The organism is Pseudomonadota bacterium, assembly GCA_018242545.1.
Classification (GTDB): Bacteria; Pseudomonadota; Alphaproteobacteria; order 16-39-46; family 16-39-46; genus 16-39-46.
In genome coordinates this window covers 19770-37804 of record JAFEBT010000003.1, presented here as the reverse complement: position 1 = coordinate 37804, position 18035 = coordinate 19770, and the positions used below count along the sequence as shown (strand labels likewise).

Below are 18035 nucleotides of genomic sequence, written 5' to 3'. Positions count from 1 at the left end.
CCAAAAACGATTAGATGCTATTATCTTCTCTAAATTTGTATTGCATTGTTATTTATTAGTATAAAGGGAGTGTGTAAAAATGTCTTTTAAAATAATTAAAGGTCTTTCAGATATTTGGGAGGATTATAATGGTTATGTGGTTGATCTTTGGGGCGTCATTCATGACGGGAAAGTTCTTTATCCCGATGTATTAAGAAGTCTTGAAGAGTTGCGAACTTTAAAAAAGCAGATAGTTTTTCTATCGAATGCACCGCGTAAATCTATATTTATTAAAGAGCGGCTCTCAGATCTTAAGATAGATCCTCATCTTTATAAGGGGCTTATTACCTCTGGAGATGATGCTTTAGGTGCCATGATTGAAACTTATATTCCAAATTTTGGATGTCATGCCTTTTTTATTGGTGGAGAAAAGGACCGTCATATGCTCGATGTCCCAGGCTTAAAAGAAGCCATCTCCATTGAGAAAGCTGATTTTATTTTAGGAATCCATACGTTTAGTTGGGAAGACTCTTTAGAAGATTATATGGCTCTCTTAGAAAAGGGTCTCAAAAAAAATATTCCCTTTGTTTGCGTTAACCCTGATTTGATTGTTCATATTCAAGGAGAAGAGTTGATTTGTGCGGGAACCTTGGCGGACTGGTATGAGTCTCAAGGTGGAAAGGTTTTCTCCCATGGAAAGCCCCATAAAAGTGTTTATGAAAGAGCCTTAAATGTTCTTGAAATTGAAAATAAATCAAAGATTTTATGTATTGGGGACTCTCTCAGAACAGATGTTACAGGAGCTGTGCAGCAAGGATTAGACGTTGCTTTTATTCCAGCCGGAATTCATAAATTTGAATGCCTAGAGACGGGAAAAGATCTTCCTTTTGAGAAAAATTTAAGGAATGTCTTTCAAAAACATGGGAAGGTTCCAACCTATGTTCTTCCTGAGTTTAAGAGATGAAATGTAAAAATTCTTTTAAATGGATTTGGGAGAAATTTCTTGTGTTTTAAAGGTGTAAGAACAGAGGTTTTTTACTGGGCAAGCCGGACAAAGAGGTTTTTGAGCCTTACACGTGTAGCGCCCATGGAGAATAAGAAGATGATGGGCACTATGCCGGAATTTCTCTGGTACGACATTTTCTAATATTTTTTCAACAGCTAAGGGGGTCTTTCCAACGGCAAGACCCGTTCGATTAGAGACACGGAAGATATGGGTGTCCACAGCAAATGTTGGAAGCCCAAAAATAACATTTAAAACCACATTGGCTGTTTTACGCCCAACGCCTGGGAGTGACTCGAGTTCTTCACGTGTCGCCGGGACGGTTCCCTTAAAGCGATCTTCTAAAATATGACTCAATTTTATAATATTTTTAGCTTTTGTTTTATAAAGTCCAATGGTTTTAATGGTATTCTTTAGATTTTCTTCTCCATAGTGAATCATATCTGACGGGGTATGCACAATTTTAAAAAGGTCTTGCGTTGCACGATTTACACCTTTGTCTGTGCTTTGGGCGGAGAGGACAACGGCAACAAGAAGTGTATAAGGATTTGTATAGATGAGCTCTGTTTGAGGATTGGGAATTGCCTTTTCCAAAGCTTCAAAAAAAAGGTTTATGTTCTTTGGTGTCATTGTAAATCTCTTTAGGGGTCAATATTTTAGAACCATAGAGAAATTTACAAGGTCTTTCAAGATGTCAGATAAGGTTGTACAGGGTTACTTGGCTAATATGAAATAGTAATTTTCTTAGTAAGAATGGAATTTGCTCTTAACTCTTGCTCTTATCACTAAATTATGGCCTTTTATAATGAAGTGCTCGAAAACTCTTTTCTTTAGGAAAGAGATGAGAGTGCCGTCTGCAATAAGCTGTCTGGCTGAAGCAATTCGTATGTTTTTGGCATTATATGAGGTAGGAATGCCCATTAATATGAGTGATCCTGATTCTATTGTGAAACGTTTATTGGGACAAGATAATATAGGTATTGTTCCTTCATACAATTCATTACACCGTGCCAATCAAAGTTATCCAGAAGATCAAAATGTTTATGACGTCATGTATTATGATGATCTTAGAAAAGCCAAGCGAAAAATTAAACCATTTATAATTTGGGAGCCTTTACCAATGCTGGTTCCAATTAACAATTAACGCAGCGTGTAGTCTTAAAATTCTTGTTCATAGAGTTTGCTTTCTTTTAAACAAGAAACTCCATCCAGCAGCTTCACTGAGAAGGGATCTTTATTTTCTTTTTAATACTTCAAAAACCTCTACACTGCGTTATTAAAAAAAATCTTACATCCGTGATTGAAAGTTTCCTCATAATTTTGTAGGGTAAGGACACTTTCAAACAATGTTTTATAAAAGGACTATTTTTTTTATGCAGAGTGCTGTTAAAAAAGCTGTCTTTCCAGTGGGTGGGCTTGGAACGCGATTTTTACCTGTTACAAAATCAAGCCCAAAGGAAATGCTTCCCGTTATTGATAAGCCTTTAATCCAATATGCTGTTGAAGAAGCCCGATCTGCAGGAATTGAGGAGTTTATTTTTGTAACAGGGAGAGGAAAAAGCGCAATAGAGGATTTTTTTGATTATTCCTATGAATTAAATGCAGAACTTCAAAAACGGGGAAAAACAAAAGATCTCGAAATGATTAATGATCTTTTAATGGCGCCTGGTCAGATTTCTTATATACGTCAGCAAGAGCCCTTAGGATTAGGTCACGCCGTTTGGTGTGCGCGACATTTGATTGGAGACGAACCCTTCGCGGTTCTTTTGGCAGATGATCTTATTCAAAGTAAAACGCCATGCTTAAAACAAATGGTCGACGCTTATAAGAATTCTGGGCATATGGTTGCTGTACAAGGAGTTTCAAAAGAAGAAACATGTTACTATGGTATTTTAGATGTTAAAGCGCAATCTAAGACACTCATTCAAGCAAAAGGGATTGTTGAAAAGCCCGAGCTTCATAAAGCGCCGTCTCAAATGGCTGTGATAGGTCGATACATTTTGGACCCTTCTATTTTTGAAATCTTAAATTCTCATGCAAAAGGTGTGGGAGGGGAAATTCAGCTAACAGATGCGCTAGCAAAAGGGCTTAAAGAGGGGCCATTTTTCACAGAGCTCCAAGGATTTTTATTTGAGGGAAAGCGATTTGATTGTGGAACACGTCAAGGTCTGTTAAAAGCAACGGTTGCTTTTGCTCTTGCGCGTGAAGATTTAAGAGAAGAAATGTCGGCTATTTTAAAAGAGTATCAGTTTCATTCTTAAAAATATGAGGAATTATAAATGCGTCTTGCAATGATTGGTGTTGGATATGTAGGCCTTGTTTCTGGAGCGTGTTTTGCTCAATTTGGAGTTCATGTAACGGCTGTCGATAAAGATCAAAAAAAAATAAAAGATCTCCAGGCAGGAAAAATTCCGATTTATGAACCTGGGCTTGAAACGCTTGTACAACAAGGACTTCAAACAGGATGCTTAACGTTTACAAATGACCTGAAAGAAGCCTTAAAAAGTGCTGATGCTGTTTTTATTGCCGTTGGAACTCCGAGTCGTCGTGGAGATGGTCACGCAGATTTGAGCTACGTGTTTAGTGCGGCTGAAGAAGTGGCAGAAAATTTATCTGAACCAACGGTTCTTGTAACAAAATCAACAGTTCCTGTTGGAACAGGACGCAAGATTTTGGACCTTGTTCAGAAAAAACGTCCGGATCTTAAAATTGATGTGGCCTCTAATCCTGAATTTTTAAGAGAAGGATCTGCAATTGAAGATTTTATGCGTCCTGACCGTGTGGTGGTGGGGGCAGAAACTGAGAACGCACGCGAGGCTCTTCGTGAGCTTTATCGGCCTCTCAACTTATTAGAGACGCCTATTGTTTTTACAAATTTAGAAACAGCGGAGCTTATTAAATATGCCGCGAATGGGTTTTTAGCGACGAAAATTGCATTTATTAATGAAATTTCAGATGTATGTGAAGCTTCAGGCGCTGATGTGCAAGCTGTTTCAAAAGCCATTGGTCTTGATAAACGTATCGGATCAAAATTCTTACATGTCGGACCCGGATATGGTGGCTCTTGTTTTCCAAAAGATACATTAGCGCTTGTTAAAACAGCTCAAGATCTTGGAAGACCTTTAAAAATTGTTGAAGCCGTGGTGGCCTCAAATGAGGCGCGAAAAGAGCAGATGGCAGAAAAAATAGAAGCTCTTTTCAACGGAGACCTTAAGGGAAAAACAATTGGTGTGTTAGGGGTTACATTTAAGCCCAATACGGATGATATGCGTGAAAGTCCAAGTCTTACAATTCTTCCTCTCTTACAAGAGAAAGGAGCAATCTTAAAAGCTTATGATCCAGCAGGTATGGTGGAAGCTCAGAAATTTTTGTCCAATATTTCTTGGGAGAAAAACGTTTATGATGCTTTGGAAGGAGTAGATGCAGGTCTTATCCTAACAGAATGGAATGAATTCAGGGCCCTTGATTTTGAAAAAATGAATCAGATTATGAAAACACCTTTGTTGATTGACCTTAGAAATATCTATACCCTTGATGAAATGAGAAAAACACCCTTTACCTATATTTCTTTAGGCCGCTCCCTTGTGAAAGGGCAAAATCTATAAAGAAAGGTTTAACGTGCATACATTTCATCCATCAATCTTAAGAGAGTATGATATTCGGGGCATTTTTAACGAAACGCTTTTTCCGGAAGATTTTTATAGCATCGGGCGCCTTTTTGCAGAGCTTGTCCGTGAAAAAAAGAATCAAGAACAACCGCGTATTGCTGTGGGATTTGATGGAAGGTTAAGCACGCCGCAATTGGTAGACGCGCTTCATCGTGGCCTTTTTGAAGAAAAAGCCCACGTATTTTCCATTGGATGTGGTCCAACGCCCATGGCATCTTTTGCGCATTATGCACTGGATGTGGATGCTGTTTTAATGGTTACAGGCTCGCATAATCCTTCCACCCATAACGGAATTAAGATAACCCTTCAAAAACAGCCTTTTTTTGGGCAAGAAATTCAAAATCTTGCGTTAAAACTCAAAAATCTTTCCTCTTCTTCTTCTTCTTCCCATACATCTTTCTTTGAGATACATGATCTACGCGATCTTTATGTTGAAAAACTTCTTGAAGGATTTATGCTTAAAAAACCTTTAAAAGTTGTGTGGGATGCTGGAAATGGCTCTGCCGGTGAAATTATAGAGCGATTGGTAAAGCGTCTTCCAGGAGAACATATTCTTCTCAATACAAAAATTGATGGAAATTTTCCTGCTCATCATCCGGATCCCACCGTTCCCGAAAACTTAGACCAGCTTAAAGATTTTATTTTGAAAACCAATGCAGATCTCGGATTTGCTTTTGATGGAGATGGCGATCGTTTGGGCGTTATGGACGAAAAAGGGCGAATTTTATGGGGTGATCAGATTCTGATTCTTCTTGCCGAAGGGGTTTTGAAAACAATGCCTGGAGCTCCTATTATTGCAGATGTGAAGGCAAGCCAACTTCTCTTTGACAAGATTGAAGAATTTGGGGGTGTTCCGATTATGGAAAGAACAGGACATTCTCTGATTAAATCAAAAATGCGTGAGATGAAAGCGCCTCTTGCCGGTGAAATGAGCGGTCATATTTTCTTTGCCGATCGTTATTATGGATATGATGACGCTCTTTATGCGGCATTAAGACTTCTTGAAATTTTAAATATGTCTTCAAAGAGTTTGTCTGAGCTTTATGATGACCTTCCAAAACGGGAAAATACGCCTGAGATTAGAATTGAAAGCGCAGGAAAAGATAAGAAAGAAATTTTAAAGAAGATTAAAGAAGACCTTTTAAAGGAAGGCGTTTCTTTTAATGATCTCGATGGTATTCGCGCAACCTTTAAAGAAGGCTGGTGGGGCATTAGAGCTTCAAATACGCAAGATGTTTTAACCATGCGAATTGAAGCAGAAACCGCTGAAGGATTAAAACACCTGAAAACAGACCTTTTTGAGCGGCTTAAGTCCTTTGGCATTCATCTTGAGTTAGAAAAAGCCCTGTAGGGCCAAAAACATTAAAAGAATTTTAAGACTATAAATTCTTAATAAAAATGATATCATTAAAGAATGAAACAATAAAAATAAAGCCGTAAGATTATAAAAACAGCCTCATAAATACGGGAGAAAAACCATGGATTTTACCAAAATAACAACAGTTTCATTGGCCGCATTCTTTTTAACGAGTAGTCTTGCGTTTGCCATGGAAAGATGACGAGGGCGTGATGATTCTATGACAATACTTTCTGAAGCAAAACCAAAAACGAAAAAAGAGGTGCGTTCACTTTTTTCTATGTCTGAGCTCAAGGAAAAACCTTATGTTGTCGTAGATCTCTCCAATAAAACGATCCGTGGAACAGATGCTCTTAAAATTGCGGCCATGCTGGACCTCTTGCCTGAGAAAGAGAAAGATAAAATTAAGGTTTCAGTAAAAATTTCTCCTGACGCTTCTGTAACGGATTTAGAGAATTTAAAAAAATATGGGGCTTTTTCTAATGAGGATCGTGTAGAAATGTCGGGAGGTGACTTTTCTACGTGGGCGAGGAAAGAGATAATGATTCCCAGGGTTGAGAACATTTTTCTGGACTATCATAGGATAAATCCTTCGACCCATTACCTCATTAGGGGTGCTTGGGCATTTCCTCAGAATAACGGGCCCTTTTCTCACATATGGGTACATGATAATTATATTAGAACATATACTGGAAATGGTGAAGATATTTATGATGCGACGAGGGGAAACCGGCTCTTATCCCATGAGTTCAGATCAGGAAAGGTTAGGATTGAGAACGCTGCTCTTGCAAAAAATGTTTTGAAAAAATTAGATGAAAATGCAAAAGTTGATGTAACTCTTAAAATGTCGGCATCTCCTCAGCCTACTGATAATGCGGCACTAAGAGCTGTTGGATTCATAAAAGATGAAGAGGGTTTTCATGCATCGCAAATCAAAGCAAAAGAAGCTTTGTCCATTGTATAGGACCATGAGCAATCCTTAATTAATATACAAGTTGCACAAGATCTTTTAAAAGGTATGCCTATACTTCAAATTATAGAAGAGACAATATCGGGTTTAGAAACGAAGAAGTCATAACTTTTTAAAGAGGTCTTTGAAAGAAAGAGAGAATTTTTAGACTAAAATTCTCTCTTTTTTAATTCTTTTGATACATGCATGCGTCCTATCAATATCTTTTTAATGACAAGGTGTTTGGGTCTTCTCTCAAGAAAAAGTCTTCTAAAGATTTCATTTGAGCTTGATTTAAGATACGCTAAACAGAAAAATGCTTTAAAAGCATCTTTAGATAGAGCACAAAGAGGATAAGGATTCAATGAAGCTTCCTATTGGAGAAAGTGACTTTAGAACTCTCATTGATGAGAAATTTAATTTTGTTGATAAAACGCTTTTCATTAAAGAGGTTATTACAGAGGCTGCTAAAGTTATTCTTATTAGGCGTCCAAGACGATTTGGAAAAACACTCAACTTTTCCATGCTTCAGTACTTTTTTGCTCCGGAAGTTAGCTCAATTTCGACAAAGGGACTTTTTAAAGGGCTTAAAATTTCTCAAGAAACGATATATGAAGACTATCAGGGTCAATACCCCGTCATTTCTCTTTCTTTTAAAGATATCAAAGAAGATAATTTTGCTTTGGCTTATGATAAGATTTACGAAATCATCGTAAGTCTTTATAAAAATTTTTCTTATTTGCAAAAAAGCGATATCCTTCCGGAAGAGCTTAAATTTTTATATACTCGAATTTTAAAAAGAGAAGCAAATCAAGCCCAACTTAAAGATTCTCTTAAGACACTCACGGAATGCCTTTTTATGCATCATAAAAAAAAACCATTGTTCTCATAGACGAATATGATACTCCCATCCATGCAGGATATCTCAAAGGATTTTATGAGACGCTCGTGTCTTTTTTCCGGAATTTTCTAAGTGCGTGTCTTAAAGATAACCCTTGTCTTTATAAAGCGGTCTTGACGGGAATCTTGCGGGTATCACGTGAGAGTTTATTCTCAGGACTTAATCATCTTGATGTCTTTTCTGTTTTGAATTCAAAATATAGTTCTTATTTTGGGTTTACAGAAGGCGAAGTTGAGGATCTCTTGACGCAAGCTCATATGGAAGGAAAAGTAATAGAAGTTAAAGATTGGTACAATGGATATCATATGTCAGATGTTACCGTTTACAACCCTTGGTCAATTATTAACTTTATTCAAAAAGGCGGAGTTTTCAGCCTTATTGGGTCAATACATCCGATAACGAACTGATTAAATCTCTTCTAACAGGGGCAAGTTTTTCCTTTAAAGAGGATTTTGAATCACTTCTTCAAGAACATACTCTTGAGAAACTTATTGATGAGAATGTAGTGTTTTCCGATCTGAAAAGAAGCAATCCGACATCGATTTGGAGCTTATTTTTGATGACAGGATATTTAACGGCGATGAATCATCAATATATCGATGATGGAACTTTATGCACGCTTGTTATTCCAAATAAAGAAGTAAGCTTTCTTCTTAAAAAAATAATTAAAGAATGGTTTGTTCATGATTATGGACTTGAATGGTACAATCAATTTTTGAATGCTCTTTTAACAGGGAATATCGAGAAATTCTCTGCTGACTTAAAGGAACTCTTGGAGCACACCGTCAGTGTTCATGACGCGAGCCGAACCCCGGAAGCTTTTTATCATGGGTTAATGATTGGACTTACGGCAAGTTTGCATGCGTCTTCCCTTTATGAAATTAGGTCCAACCCTGAAAGTGGTGAGGGACGCTATGATTATGCAATTATATCGCGAGATGCTCAGAAACTTAGTATTCTAATGGAATTTAAGCGCCTTAAAGAACCGGAGGGTAAACCTCTTTCGGAAACTGAGAGGGTGGCTCTTTTGAAACAAACAGCTGAAGAAGCCCTGAGGCAAATTTCTCAAAAAGCTTATTATAGAGAAATTGAGCAACGCGGTCTCACGCGTCTTTTAAAAATTGGGCTTTCATTTTCAGGGAAGAAATTTTGCCTTGTCCAAGAGGTATAAAACTATAGGTACTCTTTTGTTTAGGAGAAATTAACTTCTCATTTTTTTCTTTAAGTCTGTATGTTTTTTTAAGAGTGTTAAAATCTAAAAATTAGTATATTATAAGAATTAGAAAAATAACCATAAAGACCAAACATAAGAAAATAAAAAAAGAATAAACAGGGAGAAAAACCCATGAAGTATAATAAGATAAACAAGATTTCTTTAAGTGTGCTTATGCTTGCAGCTCTTCCTTTTTCTTTTGTGAGGGCGATGGAAAATAGAGCGTCTCTAAGGCCTGAAACAGCAAAAATGGCTGAAGATGAAATAGGCAACTCTTGGAGAGTTCCACAACTTGAAATTGCAAATTTTCATAGGGTCAGACTTATTTTTTGAGGATGAAAATGAGGAAGGGGTTGTAGATGCGTTGGATTCAAGCATCGGCGGTGAAGCTGTCCAAAGAGAATATAATTTATTTCAAGGTCATGGGCAGCTAAATAATCAAGGGGGGTTAACATGAAATTCAAAATATTGACGTACGTCTCTTTAATAACTGTGCTTATAATGGGATCTTTTTTCTCTTCTTTAAAGGCTATGGCACAGGAATCAATCGGTAAGCACAAAAATTCTACTTTTATGGAACAACAGGCTAAAGATTTGAATAGGGCTCTCTCTTATTTTCCTTCTGATGAAAAATTGGAGAAAAACGCCAAGGCAATATTCGATTTTAAGGCGCACGAAATTAGAAGTCCTGATCTCATAGGGGTTCCCGGAATAGGAGCAGCGCAGTATCGCATAAAAGGAATTGGACATGAAGCGTTTGAAAAACTTATTTATCCATATATTTTAGAGGATTTGAATAAGAAAATTGTAACCCCATGTTGGTTTCTCGGCAGTGGGTATGTCTTGGTGCGCAATGATAGAGGAGAGTTTTATTATAATACCAGTGGCAGAAAATACTTTGATATAATACCAGTGGCAAAAAATACTTTGAGAACAATTTTGGAGCAGGGCAACTTGTTTTAAATGGAAAGTTTGTAAGAGACGTTCTTAAAGGGCTCCCTTTAGACATAAGAGGGGAGATAAGGATTAAAAGCCAAAACGCGGATGGTATGATGCCAGGGATATTTGAGAAAGTAGGCATCACAGGGGCTTTTGATCCAAAAGGATATTGGTATGCAAAAAATGTAGAGCTTAAAGATGTCCTACGGACGGACTGGGGAGAGGATATGGAATTTGTTTTACCTAAGCATGAGCTCGATCCCTGGGCAAAGAGTCAGTTACAAGAAAGGTTGGAAAGATTGTGCATATTAGAAGATGGTTCATATAATTCAATTGAAACAAGAAGATATCCTTAAAGATTTTTTGAAATGACGTCTTATACGGGAATGAAAAGATAACGTTAAAACATAAGGAGAGATTCAATGAAGTACACTAAAATCAGAGCTTTTACTTTAAGTTTTCTTGCCTTTGGAGCACCTCTTTCTTCGGCTCCTCTTAAAGATTTTCATGCAGGCAGGGAGGACCGAGCGGATTTTACCATTCTTGTGTCTTTGGAGCCGTTGGTATTGGGTGAGGCGTTTGTGAATCCAGCCCAACCTTATATGATCTTTGATAGAAAGAACCAGCGCGTTGAAGGGAATGATATACAAACTTTTGTAAAAGGCTTTGATAAGTTACTTCCTTCAGAAAAGGAAAATCTAAAAATTAATGTATATTATGATCAAGTACTTTCTCCTGAATTAAGCCAAGGGGTCATCAGAAGACCATCTATCAATGACTTTTCTGTCATGACAGGAGATGATTTTGTAAAAAAGTATCAAAAGTTAGATGGTGAGAACAGAGATAGAAAACCCATGAGAATTCGATTTGTATGTTCAGAACCTATTTTCACCAAAATTTTGGGTATAATAAAAGTTGATAGCGACGCATTTGATCGGATTATATGGCAGGGCGGCTTATTATATGGGATGAATCACGCGGGAGAATTTCTTTATACTCAAGATGGAAAACAGGTTGCTTCGTATAATCCAACCAACGATCATATTTCCATTTATGGAGCTGATTTTGCTAGGGAATTTCTTAAAAGAGCTAATCCTGAGACGTTTGTAGCTTGGAAAAAGTCTGTTCGATCAGAAGAACAGAAAATGATGCCTCATAAAAATGAGGAAGATAAAAATTTCAAAGAAACTCCAATAAAAGCAAGGGATTTGCTTAAAATGATGGAAGAAAAACCAGAGCTTTCTTTTGATATTTCTTTTCAAAGGAGTGAAATTTCTGCTTCAAAAATGAAAGAAGCTTTGACTGCTTATAAAGCAAAAAAACGTCTTTAAAACGCTTATTATGCCTTTTGTAAAGATAGTTTTTAAAAGGAACATTTCTTTACCGCAATGAGCATAAGAGCATCATAAAATTAAAAAGAAACTTAAAAAAAGGAAGAATCTAATGAAAATAAATTATATAACAACACTGTCCTTAAGTGTCTTTATCTTAAGTGGATCTCTTTCTTTTGTGCAAGGTACAAAAGCAACAGAAGCCGAAATGGAAAGAAGTGATCAAGCTCAAAAAAAAGAGAAAGAACATTTCATTGCTTTAAATGAGCTTAGAAAAGGCTCTTATATTGAGGTTGATCAGAAAAGAAAAGAACTTAAAGGAACAAATGTCGCTGAAATTGAAAAAGCTTTAAAACGAATGTCTCCTGAAGAAAAAAAGAATGTTCGCCTTGGATTTACACTTAACCAAAAAGCTTCTCCTGAACTTCAAAGAATTTATAAACCCTTTGCACAAACGAGGGATGGATATAATTTTGCCCTAAAACCCGACGATTTTGAGGATTTTTTAAAGACACACAAAATAAGTAACATTCGTCAGATCTTCTTTTGGTTTTTGCGTGGGCACACCTATCCGCGCGAAGCTATGGGTCAGGGTCAGCTTCCAGGTCTAGAAACTTCTAAAGACTTCGAAATAAGGCGCGATTTAGAAGCACAGAAATATGGATATTATATTGTGAATGATATGAGTGTTTTAGCTTGGGATGCGGGAAAAGAGGCTTTTTATGATAGAAAATCTGGAAAAAAAATCTGGGAGCATTCTGTTAAAGACGGAAAGGTTCGCATCTATAATCGAACGCTTGCACTTGAGATGATTGAGAAATTTAAAGATCGCTTTCCGAATGTCCCTGTTCGTTTAATTGCTGAAGGTGAGCCTAAAGCAGAAATAAAATTAACAGAGAACCGCATTGAAGCGTTTAGAAGAGGAAATGATGGAACCTTTTATAAAGAGTTCTCTTTAGAGGAAGCATATGGATGGTTTGCATACGGGGGCGAAGAATTTAAAGGGAGGGTTGAATTTCCTGCTGCCTTATTTCAAGAAGGATTTGTAAAAAACGTCAAGAACGGCAGGGAGGTTTATGATGAAAACATCTAACATCATCCTTCTTTCTTTTGGAGTTTGTACGGTATTCAGTCCTTTTTTAAAGGCATCAGAACACTATCCTGAGGGAGAAAAGAGAGAAATAATTTATGGTCCCATCGAGGAGAAGGTCCCAAAGGCAGAGTCAAAAACCCCTCAGGAATTTTTTAACAACCTAAAAAACAAGTCAAAAAAATGGACAGAAGGCTTCCGAACAGAAAATGGGGTTCATATTAGAAGTTCAGATCCCTTTGAATTTGAAAGATTTTATAGGTCAGTTCCTGAAGAGATTAAAAAAAAGGCTAAATTTAAAATTAAATTGGACGCGCATGGGTTTGGTGACGGAAAAAAATTTATTAAAAAACATGGAATGAAAGATCAAAAGGGCTTGTGGAAATTGCCTTATCCTTCCTTTGATGTCCTTATAAAAAATGGATGGTTAAAAGAAGGAAGAGAATTTTCTATTTGGGCACCAACACCGGTTGGTTCTGATTTCTCAGATAAGTTTTTCTTGGGAGACAAAGCATTTAATCATGTTTTTTTGACAGATGAATATGCTCTTATTACTGGTCCCTTAAAAGAAGCGGGCTATGATGTAAGAAGAGGAAAAGAACTTTGGCAGATTGATAGTGGATCAAAGTGGGTGATCTTTCATGATCAGGATTTCGCTCTAAGAGCTTTTCAAAAAATAAAGCCTCAGGCACCTGTTGGATTTAGAATACAAAAAAGAGATCTCGAGCTTGAGAGAAAGCTGATAGAAGAAGGCGCATCTGTTACGCATCATAAGGATATTATGGAAGTAAGTGGCCTTCGGCGAGACCTTATGCGGATGGTGTTGGATATTCGACAGGCAGGGGCGTCTCCAGAAGTTTATTTTCAACAAGAAAGTATGACAAAAGAGCACCTGCTGGAGGTATTCCAGGAATACATAAATCAGCGTAAATTGAATGAGCAACCCGTGCTTGAAGGGAACGCGGGCATATCTTCTAACACCTTTTTAGAAGCTAACGCGATAAGCGAAGAAAAAAATCCTTAACGAAAACATGGGAGATATCTTATGAAACTCAATACAACAACACTTTCTCTTGGACTTCTTATTTTAAAAACTTTTTCAGCAACATCTATAGAAGCTGGACTTGATAAAGAAAAAAATACGGTGAGGCAAAAAGAAGCCAGAAAGTTTGAAGACCTCGCTAAAGAAAAAAACCTCTGTCTTTTGATAGTGCGAAGCATTTTTTTAAAGACTCAAGCGGAAATATAAGAGTAGAAGATCTTAAAACTGGAAAATTTCTTGCATGGAATCCTGGTGCAAAAGAAATAACAGGAGACGATTTCAAAACAGTATATGATGGAAAAGAGATCTTTATACCTGAGTCCAAAGGAACATTTCGTTTTATGTTTACCCTGAAAGAAGTGGAAATGATATGGCTCGAAAGACACGGAGGGAGAGTTTCTCCTGATAAAAGGGAAGTTGCTATAGACCCTAAGAACCTCCCTGCGGTTTTGAAATTTATTTCAGAAAATAAAAATCTTTCTGAAAGGGTCACTTTTAAACTTATACCCACAGCTTTTTGGGGGCCGGAAAATAATTTCTGGCTTGATCATTTGATAGGAATTGATAAACGTTATCCGGATTCTATAGGGGTAGGGGAGGGACGAGATAAGAAAAAGGATCTTTTAAACTCTTTCTTTTATGCTGTTCCTCAAGGGCACCCTTTTTCTCTAAAAATTTATAGAAAAGGCCCTTTGATGGAGGTTAACAATCATGAGGGATGGGTATATTTAAGGGATGATTCTACAGGAAAGTATAGATATTTTGACCCCGTTAAAAAAATCTATCGCACCAATGACTTTCAAGAAATTCAAAGACACATAAGGTTATTGAAAGACACGAATAAGGAGGCAAGGATCAACCTAGAGTTTTTCGACTATCCAGAAGTCAGAGGTATGATGAAAAGATATGAGCTTTCTTATTCTCTTGGAGAAACAGGGCACCTCGTATTGCCTAACTTACGTCCTGAGCAAGCCTTTCACATCTTACATAGGAATGGAAAGGATGCTGCTATAGTTTCAGATAGTATAGCTTCAGCTGTTTTTGAGGGTGTTTCTGTGGGTATTGCCCTAAGTGGTCGCTTTTTCCTGAGGTAGATTTTTTAGAATCTTGAAGAAAAGAGGGGGGGGAATACTATAGGTTAAAGAGATCATTTTAGTTAAGGAGCTTATGAAAGTTTAATCGTATTTTTTCATTTGCCTTTTTTTGCCTGTGTTGTCTTTTTTTCCATAATGTTCTTTGTGTGAAAATACACGATGGATTATTAGAATTAACTTATGAAAGTCAGGAAATAGGTCGCTCTTTAAAACGTGCCTATGTGAAAAAAAGACACGCACATTGGGATCCTGAGAGGAAATTTCCAATAGAAAGCAGATTTTCTCTTACCTTAACCCCCGTTCAGGAAGGTATTGAAAAAGAAATTTTAGAGCTTTTCTTTAGTGGACCTTTGCATTTGAATTTCTTTCAACACTTTCTTTCCAAAGTTTCCCCAGAAAAGCCTCATACATTTTGGATCTTTAAAGAGGACGTTTTTGTGCAAGATGTAATTAGAATGGGTGCTAACCAAGACCCAGCAGCAGATTATAGAAGAATAGCAGAAGAAGCAAAAAGAAGATTTGATTTGGGTGCAAGCGATGGAAGGGTGTTTAAAGGAAGAATAGCTAAAATAGAAGAGGATACTCCTGAAAATCCTCACCATTTTTTAACGCTTCAATACACGCCTCTTACGGTTGCATTTGAAGCTCCTATGGAAGTTGACTAAAGATTAGATAGAAAGATCCTTTAAAAACTTTTATCTAAAAGGTGGCGCAGATACCACGGGTATTAACCCGTGGATAGTCACTTGAAACATAACCTTATTTTCCGGATTTTGATCCCTTTACTGTTTTTTTAAGCGTGCCAATCTCTAAAAATTAGTATATTCTAAATTAGAAAAACAAAAACAATAAAGACCAAAAATAATAAAATAAAAAACAATAAACACGGAGAAAACATATGAAATTCAATAAAATTACCAGAATTTATTTAAGTATTATCGTTCTCGCGGCTTTCCCTTTGAGGGGTTTGGCGAAGCTGAAGCTGAAATTGAGGAGGGGGAACTCATTGTTATAAGAAATGAGGATATCTTGGTGAAATATGAAAAGTAAAAGTTCAAAGATATGAAGTTCTTGCTTCATTCAGCTCACTTTTGAAGAATGAAAGTTAGAGCAAAGCATAAAGAGTTAAACAATCACGTACAAATAAGGAGAACAAAAAATGAAACTTAATAAACATACAGTAACAACCCTAGGCTCTCTTTTTCTTACAATTTCTTTGGCAGCAGAGACACTTAAGGCAGCGCCAGAAATCAAAGATACTCTAAGAAGAAAAGCTCCAGCGAATATAGAGTTTTCAAAAGAAGATGACGTGGGAGCTATGTATGAAGGTCAAATTACTAAAAAGAGAGACGTTCGATGGATAAAGGCAGAAAAAAAGAACAGGAGAATATTCGTTACAGGTAATAATTGGATAGAGCTTTGTAGGAATTATGAGTTGTGGAGAGATCAAACAGGTGCAAAAGATGATGACCTTAGGTTAGTGTGGCAAGACGTGGGAAAGAACAATTTTGTTGAAAAATATGGCAGAGTGGAAGGAAAGACCTTCTATGTTGATAAAGAAAAGATCCATGAACTTTTAAAGGATAAAGAGGCGCAACGCAAATTAGAGGAAAGAAACGTAACTTTTAGATGGTCTTATGATGCTGACCCTGAAAAGAAGATAAAAATATTCGCTCATACAGATTTCGTTCCTGATGGTGTTACCTCTATCCTAAAAACTCCTGACAAAGTTCTCGCAACTGAAAAAAATAAAGAGACCGCTTATGACGCAAAAACAGGACAAAAACTTTGGGAATATGTTCCTGCAGAGAAATTTATAAAAATATATGATTACGAAACTTTAAAATGGGTCGCTTATTGGAGTTATCACAATTTAAAAGATCCTTTTGAAGTAACCTTCAAAAATATTGGCGAAGTCAAACAAAAACTAAATGACTGGAATGTTGTTTACGATATAGATGGGAATGGTCTTCTTAGAACAAAATGGTATAATTATGATTATGAAAAATGGTTTGAGCCAGGATATAGTGACTTCTTCAAAGACAATATAATGCGTTCAAATATCGCTTTTCAGAACAGTCAAGATGCTGAAAGATTGAGGAATTTATTCATTGAAACCGGTTTTGGATCACCTGGATACAATTCTTTTGAAGCTTAATAAAAGAAAAAGTTTCTTTCACTTATAAAGCAAAACGAAACCTTATTCAAAACACAGGAGAAAGTCTATTATGAAATTCAGAAAAATTATCCCTCTTTCTTTTAAAGTTCTTTTTTTGTCGTATCCTCTTTTGACCGTTCATGGAATGGAGCTCCCTGATATTTCGCAGGCGCAAGATGCAACTGTTTTAGATGAAAGAACCAATGTTTCGTCCTTCGTTACATTTGATTCTTATGGAGAAGATAATGAAGTTTCAGTTCCTTATCCTTCCCATCCCGCTTTCTCCGTCCCCTTAAATTATTATCAGGGAGAGAGTTTTCTGCAAGGGTATGCCAGGAATAACTATAATTTTGTGGATTTTGATGGGATCAAAAACAATGCTCATGTGTGGCAGGAGTTTGTTATTTTACCGGGACAAATTCTCTTTTCAACCAATAGAAAAGAAAAATTGAAGGCTTTTCTCAAAGGGTTTTCTCCAGAAGAAAGAAAAGCTCTTAAAGTTAAAGTTTATAAGAGATCTTGGGATGAGAGGAGGTCAGAGCTGAATAGAGGTCATGAAGTCTGGATAAGAAATAATGTGACAGGAGGATGGCTTTTAATCTCCCCTAATGATGTTGATGGGCTTGTTTGGGAAAATAATAAGGATGGGAAAGAGAGGACAGATTATACTGTTCAAGTTGAAGGACACTTACCTTCCCAGGTCGTAGATCAATGGCATCTCGGACGGGGGAGAGAAGGAGAAGATCCTATTAAAGATAGGTCTTACAACAATTGGAGATATCTTCTTGAAGCCGATGGAAAGGCTTATGCCTTTGGCCGTTCTGAAGAAGGGATATATGATACCAATAGAAATGCCATGGTTGACCTTAAAAAAGGCAAGATAATTATTTCTGAAGGAGATTGGAGAGGGAAATTTAAGGATGATCTTAAGGTTCAATCCCTAAATTTTCCTGTTGTTTTAAAGATGAAAGATGAGGCGAACGTAAGACAAAAACTAGACAAACAACAGATTTCTTATAGCATTCAACCTGATGGATATATCTTGGCAAAATTGGAGAGGGCGAAAGCCGTTCGCTTCTTAACGTCTTCAGAATTTAGGTCAAAAATAGAGCTTATTGAAATGCCCGAAATCGCTCTTCAAGGAAAAGAAACTTTAAGGCCGCCTATGGATGAAAAACAAGAAAAAAGTATTTTCAGAACTTCAGAAGGATATCGTGCCAGATGGTAAAAGAAACCGAAATTTTATCTTAATGAAGAATGATTCTCTGAGAAATGGGTGATGAGAGTTGGGATCAAAATGTGAGTTATATT

At 36.8% G+C, this 18035-nt stretch carries 21 protein-coding genes; 20 read left to right on the top strand and 1 reads right to left on the bottom strand.

The genetic code is table 11. The features are described 5' to 3' along the window. Window positions 1–79 precede the first annotated feature (79 nt). Complete coding sequence (locus JSS34_01080) at window positions 80–943, top strand: TIGR01459 family HAD-type hydrolase (protein MBS0184942.1); 864 nt, start codon at window positions 80–82, stop codon at window positions 941–943. 15 nt (window positions 944–958) lie between these two features. Here the strand turns inward: JSS34_01080 and nth are convergent, their stop codons facing one another. Continuing rightward, window positions 959–1612 (bottom strand): endonuclease III, encoded by a 654-nt coding sequence (gene nth, locus JSS34_01075; GenBank protein ID MBS0184941.1) that lies wholly within the window; start codon window positions 1610–1612, stop codon window positions 959–961. Between the two features lie 217 nt (window positions 1613–1829). Between nth and JSS34_01070 the strand changes: the two genes are divergently transcribed. The 19 genes from JSS34_01070 to JSS34_00980 all read left to right on the top strand — a co-directional run bounded on the left by JSS34_01070 (window position 1830) and on the right by JSS34_00980 (window position 17952). Continuing rightward, the gene (locus tag JSS34_01070) at window positions 1830–2126 is read left to right on the top strand and encodes a hypothetical protein (GenBank protein MBS0184940.1); all 297 of its coding nucleotides are present in this window, start codon (window positions 1830–1832) and stop codon (window positions 2124–2126) included. A 229-nt stretch (window positions 2127–2355) separates the two neighbouring features. Then, on the top strand, window positions 2356–3243 hold the full coding sequence (galU, locus tag JSS34_01065; protein MBS0184939.1) for a UTP--glucose-1-phosphate uridylyltransferase GalU: 888 nt from the start codon (window positions 2356–2358) through the stop codon (window positions 3241–3243). An 18-nt stretch (window positions 3244–3261) separates the two neighbouring features. Then, entirely contained in the window at window positions 3262–4587 is a 1326-nt protein-coding gene (locus JSS34_01060; protein MBS0184938.1) for a UDP-glucose/GDP-mannose dehydrogenase family protein, read from the top strand. Between the two features lie 13 nt (window positions 4588–4600). Beyond that, complete coding sequence (locus tag JSS34_01055; GenBank protein MBS0184937.1) at window positions 4601–6001, top strand: phosphomannomutase/phosphoglucomutase; 1401 nt, start codon at window positions 4601–4603, stop codon at window positions 5999–6001. A gap of 226 nt (window positions 6002–6227) precedes the next feature. Beyond that, entirely contained in the window at window positions 6228–6971 is a 744-nt protein-coding gene (locus JSS34_01050; GenBank protein ID MBS0184936.1) for a hypothetical protein, read from the top strand. A 349-nt stretch (window positions 6972–7320) separates the two neighbouring features. Then, window positions 7321–7848: an AAA family ATPase gene (locus JSS34_01045; GenBank protein MBS0184935.1), complete on the top strand. Its 528-nt coding sequence runs from the start codon at window positions 7321–7323 to the stop codon at window positions 7846–7848. Beyond that, entirely contained in the window at window positions 7836–8264 is a 429-nt protein-coding gene (locus tag JSS34_01040) for an AAA family ATPase (GenBank protein MBS0184934.1), read from the top strand. Before JSS34_01045 ends, JSS34_01040 begins: the two co-directional genes overlap by 13 nt. Before the next feature lie 152 nt (window positions 8265–8416). Then, window positions 8417–9028, top strand: a complete 612-nt coding sequence (locus tag JSS34_01035) for a PD-(D/E)XK nuclease domain-containing protein (protein MBS0184933.1) — start codon at window positions 8417–8419, stop codon at window positions 9026–9028. A gap of 174 nt (window positions 9029–9202) precedes the next feature. Next, entirely contained in the window at window positions 9203–9403 is a 201-nt protein-coding gene (locus JSS34_01030) for a hypothetical protein (GenBank protein ID MBS0184932.1), read from the top strand. 120 nt (window positions 9404–9523) lie between these two features. Further along, window positions 9524–10033 carry a hypothetical protein gene (locus tag JSS34_01025; protein MBS0184931.1) on the top strand — a complete coding sequence of 170 codons (510 nt, stop codon included), beginning with the start codon at window positions 9524–9526 and terminating at the stop codon, window positions 10031–10033. Window positions 10034–10119: 86 nt separating this feature from the next. Further along, window positions 10120–10365, top strand: a complete 246-nt coding sequence (locus JSS34_01020) for a hypothetical protein (GenBank protein MBS0184930.1) — start codon at window positions 10120–10122, stop codon at window positions 10363–10365. Window positions 10366–10431: 66 nt separating this feature from the next. After that, the gene (locus JSS34_01015; protein MBS0184929.1) at window positions 10432–11340 is read left to right on the top strand and encodes a hypothetical protein; all 909 of its coding nucleotides are present in this window, start codon (window positions 10432–10434) and stop codon (window positions 11338–11340) included. Between the two features lie 112 nt (window positions 11341–11452). Further along, window positions 11453–12433 (top strand): hypothetical protein, encoded by a 981-nt coding sequence (locus tag JSS34_01010; protein ID MBS0184928.1) that lies wholly within the window; start codon window positions 11453–11455, stop codon window positions 12431–12433. Then, the gene (locus JSS34_01005; GenBank protein MBS0184927.1) at window positions 12417–13454 is read left to right on the top strand and encodes a hypothetical protein; all 1038 of its coding nucleotides are present in this window, start codon (window positions 12417–12419) and stop codon (window positions 13452–13454) included. Before JSS34_01010 ends, JSS34_01005 begins: the two co-directional genes overlap by 17 nt. A gap of 21 nt (window positions 13455–13475) precedes the next feature. After that, the gene (locus tag JSS34_01000) at window positions 13476–13679 is read left to right on the top strand and encodes a hypothetical protein (GenBank protein MBS0184926.1); all 204 of its coding nucleotides are present in this window, start codon (window positions 13476–13478) and stop codon (window positions 13677–13679) included. A 134-nt stretch (window positions 13680–13813) separates the two neighbouring features. Beyond that, window positions 13814–14566: a hypothetical protein gene (locus JSS34_00995; GenBank protein MBS0184925.1), complete on the top strand. Its 753-nt coding sequence runs from the start codon at window positions 13814–13816 to the stop codon at window positions 14564–14566. A 146-nt stretch (window positions 14567–14712) separates the two neighbouring features. Further along, on the top strand, window positions 14713–15231 hold the full coding sequence (locus JSS34_00990; GenBank protein MBS0184924.1) for a hypothetical protein: 519 nt from the start codon (window positions 14713–14715) through the stop codon (window positions 15229–15231). Between the two features lie 494 nt (window positions 15232–15725). Next, window positions 15726–16724, top strand: coding sequence for a hypothetical protein (locus tag JSS34_00985; GenBank protein ID MBS0184923.1), 999 nt, complete (start codon window positions 15726–15728; stop codon window positions 16722–16724). Between the two features lie 70 nt (window positions 16725–16794). Continuing rightward, the gene (locus JSS34_00980; GenBank protein ID MBS0184922.1) at window positions 16795–17952 is read left to right on the top strand and encodes a hypothetical protein; all 1158 of its coding nucleotides are present in this window, start codon (window positions 16795–16797) and stop codon (window positions 17950–17952) included. Window positions 17953–18035 lie beyond the last annotated feature (83 nt).

Coding starts and splice junctions, on each gene's coding strand:
- JSS34_01030 (MBS0184932.1), top strand. CDS start 9,203: ATGAAGTATAATAAGATAAACAAGATTTCTTTAAGTGTGCTTATGCTT.
- JSS34_01050 (MBS0184936.1), top strand. CDS start 6,228: ATGACAATACTTTCTGAAGCAAAACCAAAAACGAAAAAAGAGGTGCGT.
- JSS34_01000 (MBS0184926.1), top strand. CDS start 13,476: ATGAAACTCAATACAACAACACTTTCTCTTGGACTTCTTATTTTAAAA.
- JSS34_00995 (MBS0184925.1), top strand. CDS start 13,814: ATGTTTACCCTGAAAGAAGTGGAAATGATATGGCTCGAAAGACACGGA.
- JSS34_01005 (MBS0184927.1), top strand. CDS start 12,417: ATGATGAAAACATCTAACATCATCCTTCTTTCTTTTGGAGTTTGTACG.
- JSS34_01025 (MBS0184931.1), top strand. CDS start 9,524: ATGAAATTCAAAATATTGACGTACGTCTCTTTAATAACTGTGCTTATA.
- JSS34_01045 (MBS0184935.1), top strand. CDS start 7,321: ATGAAGCTTCCTATTGGAGAAAGTGACTTTAGAACTCTCATTGATGAG.
- JSS34_01015 (MBS0184929.1), top strand. CDS start 10,432: ATGAAGTACACTAAAATCAGAGCTTTTACTTTAAGTTTTCTTGCCTTT.
- JSS34_01080 (MBS0184942.1), top strand. CDS start 80: ATGTCTTTTAAAATAATTAAAGGTCTTTCAGATATTTGGGAGGATTAT.
- JSS34_01060 (MBS0184938.1), top strand. CDS start 3,262: ATGCGTCTTGCAATGATTGGTGTTGGATATGTAGGCCTTGTTTCTGGA.
- nth (MBS0184941.1), bottom strand. CDS start 1,612: ATGACACCAAAGAACATAAACCTTTTTTTTGAAGCTTTGGAAAAGGCA.
- JSS34_00985 (MBS0184923.1), top strand. CDS start 15,726: ATGAAACTTAATAAACATACAGTAACAACCCTAGGCTCTCTTTTTCTT.
- JSS34_01035 (MBS0184933.1), top strand. CDS start 8,417: ATGACAGGATATTTAACGGCGATGAATCATCAATATATCGATGATGGA.
- JSS34_00980 (MBS0184922.1), top strand. CDS start 16,795: ATGAAATTCAGAAAAATTATCCCTCTTTCTTTTAAAGTTCTTTTTTTG.
- JSS34_01020 (MBS0184930.1), top strand. CDS start 10,120: ATGATGCCAGGGATATTTGAGAAAGTAGGCATCACAGGGGCTTTTGAT.
- JSS34_01010 (MBS0184928.1), top strand. CDS start 11,453: ATGAAAATAAATTATATAACAACACTGTCCTTAAGTGTCTTTATCTTA.
- galU (MBS0184939.1), top strand. CDS start 2,356: ATGCAGAGTGCTGTTAAAAAAGCTGTCTTTCCAGTGGGTGGGCTTGGA.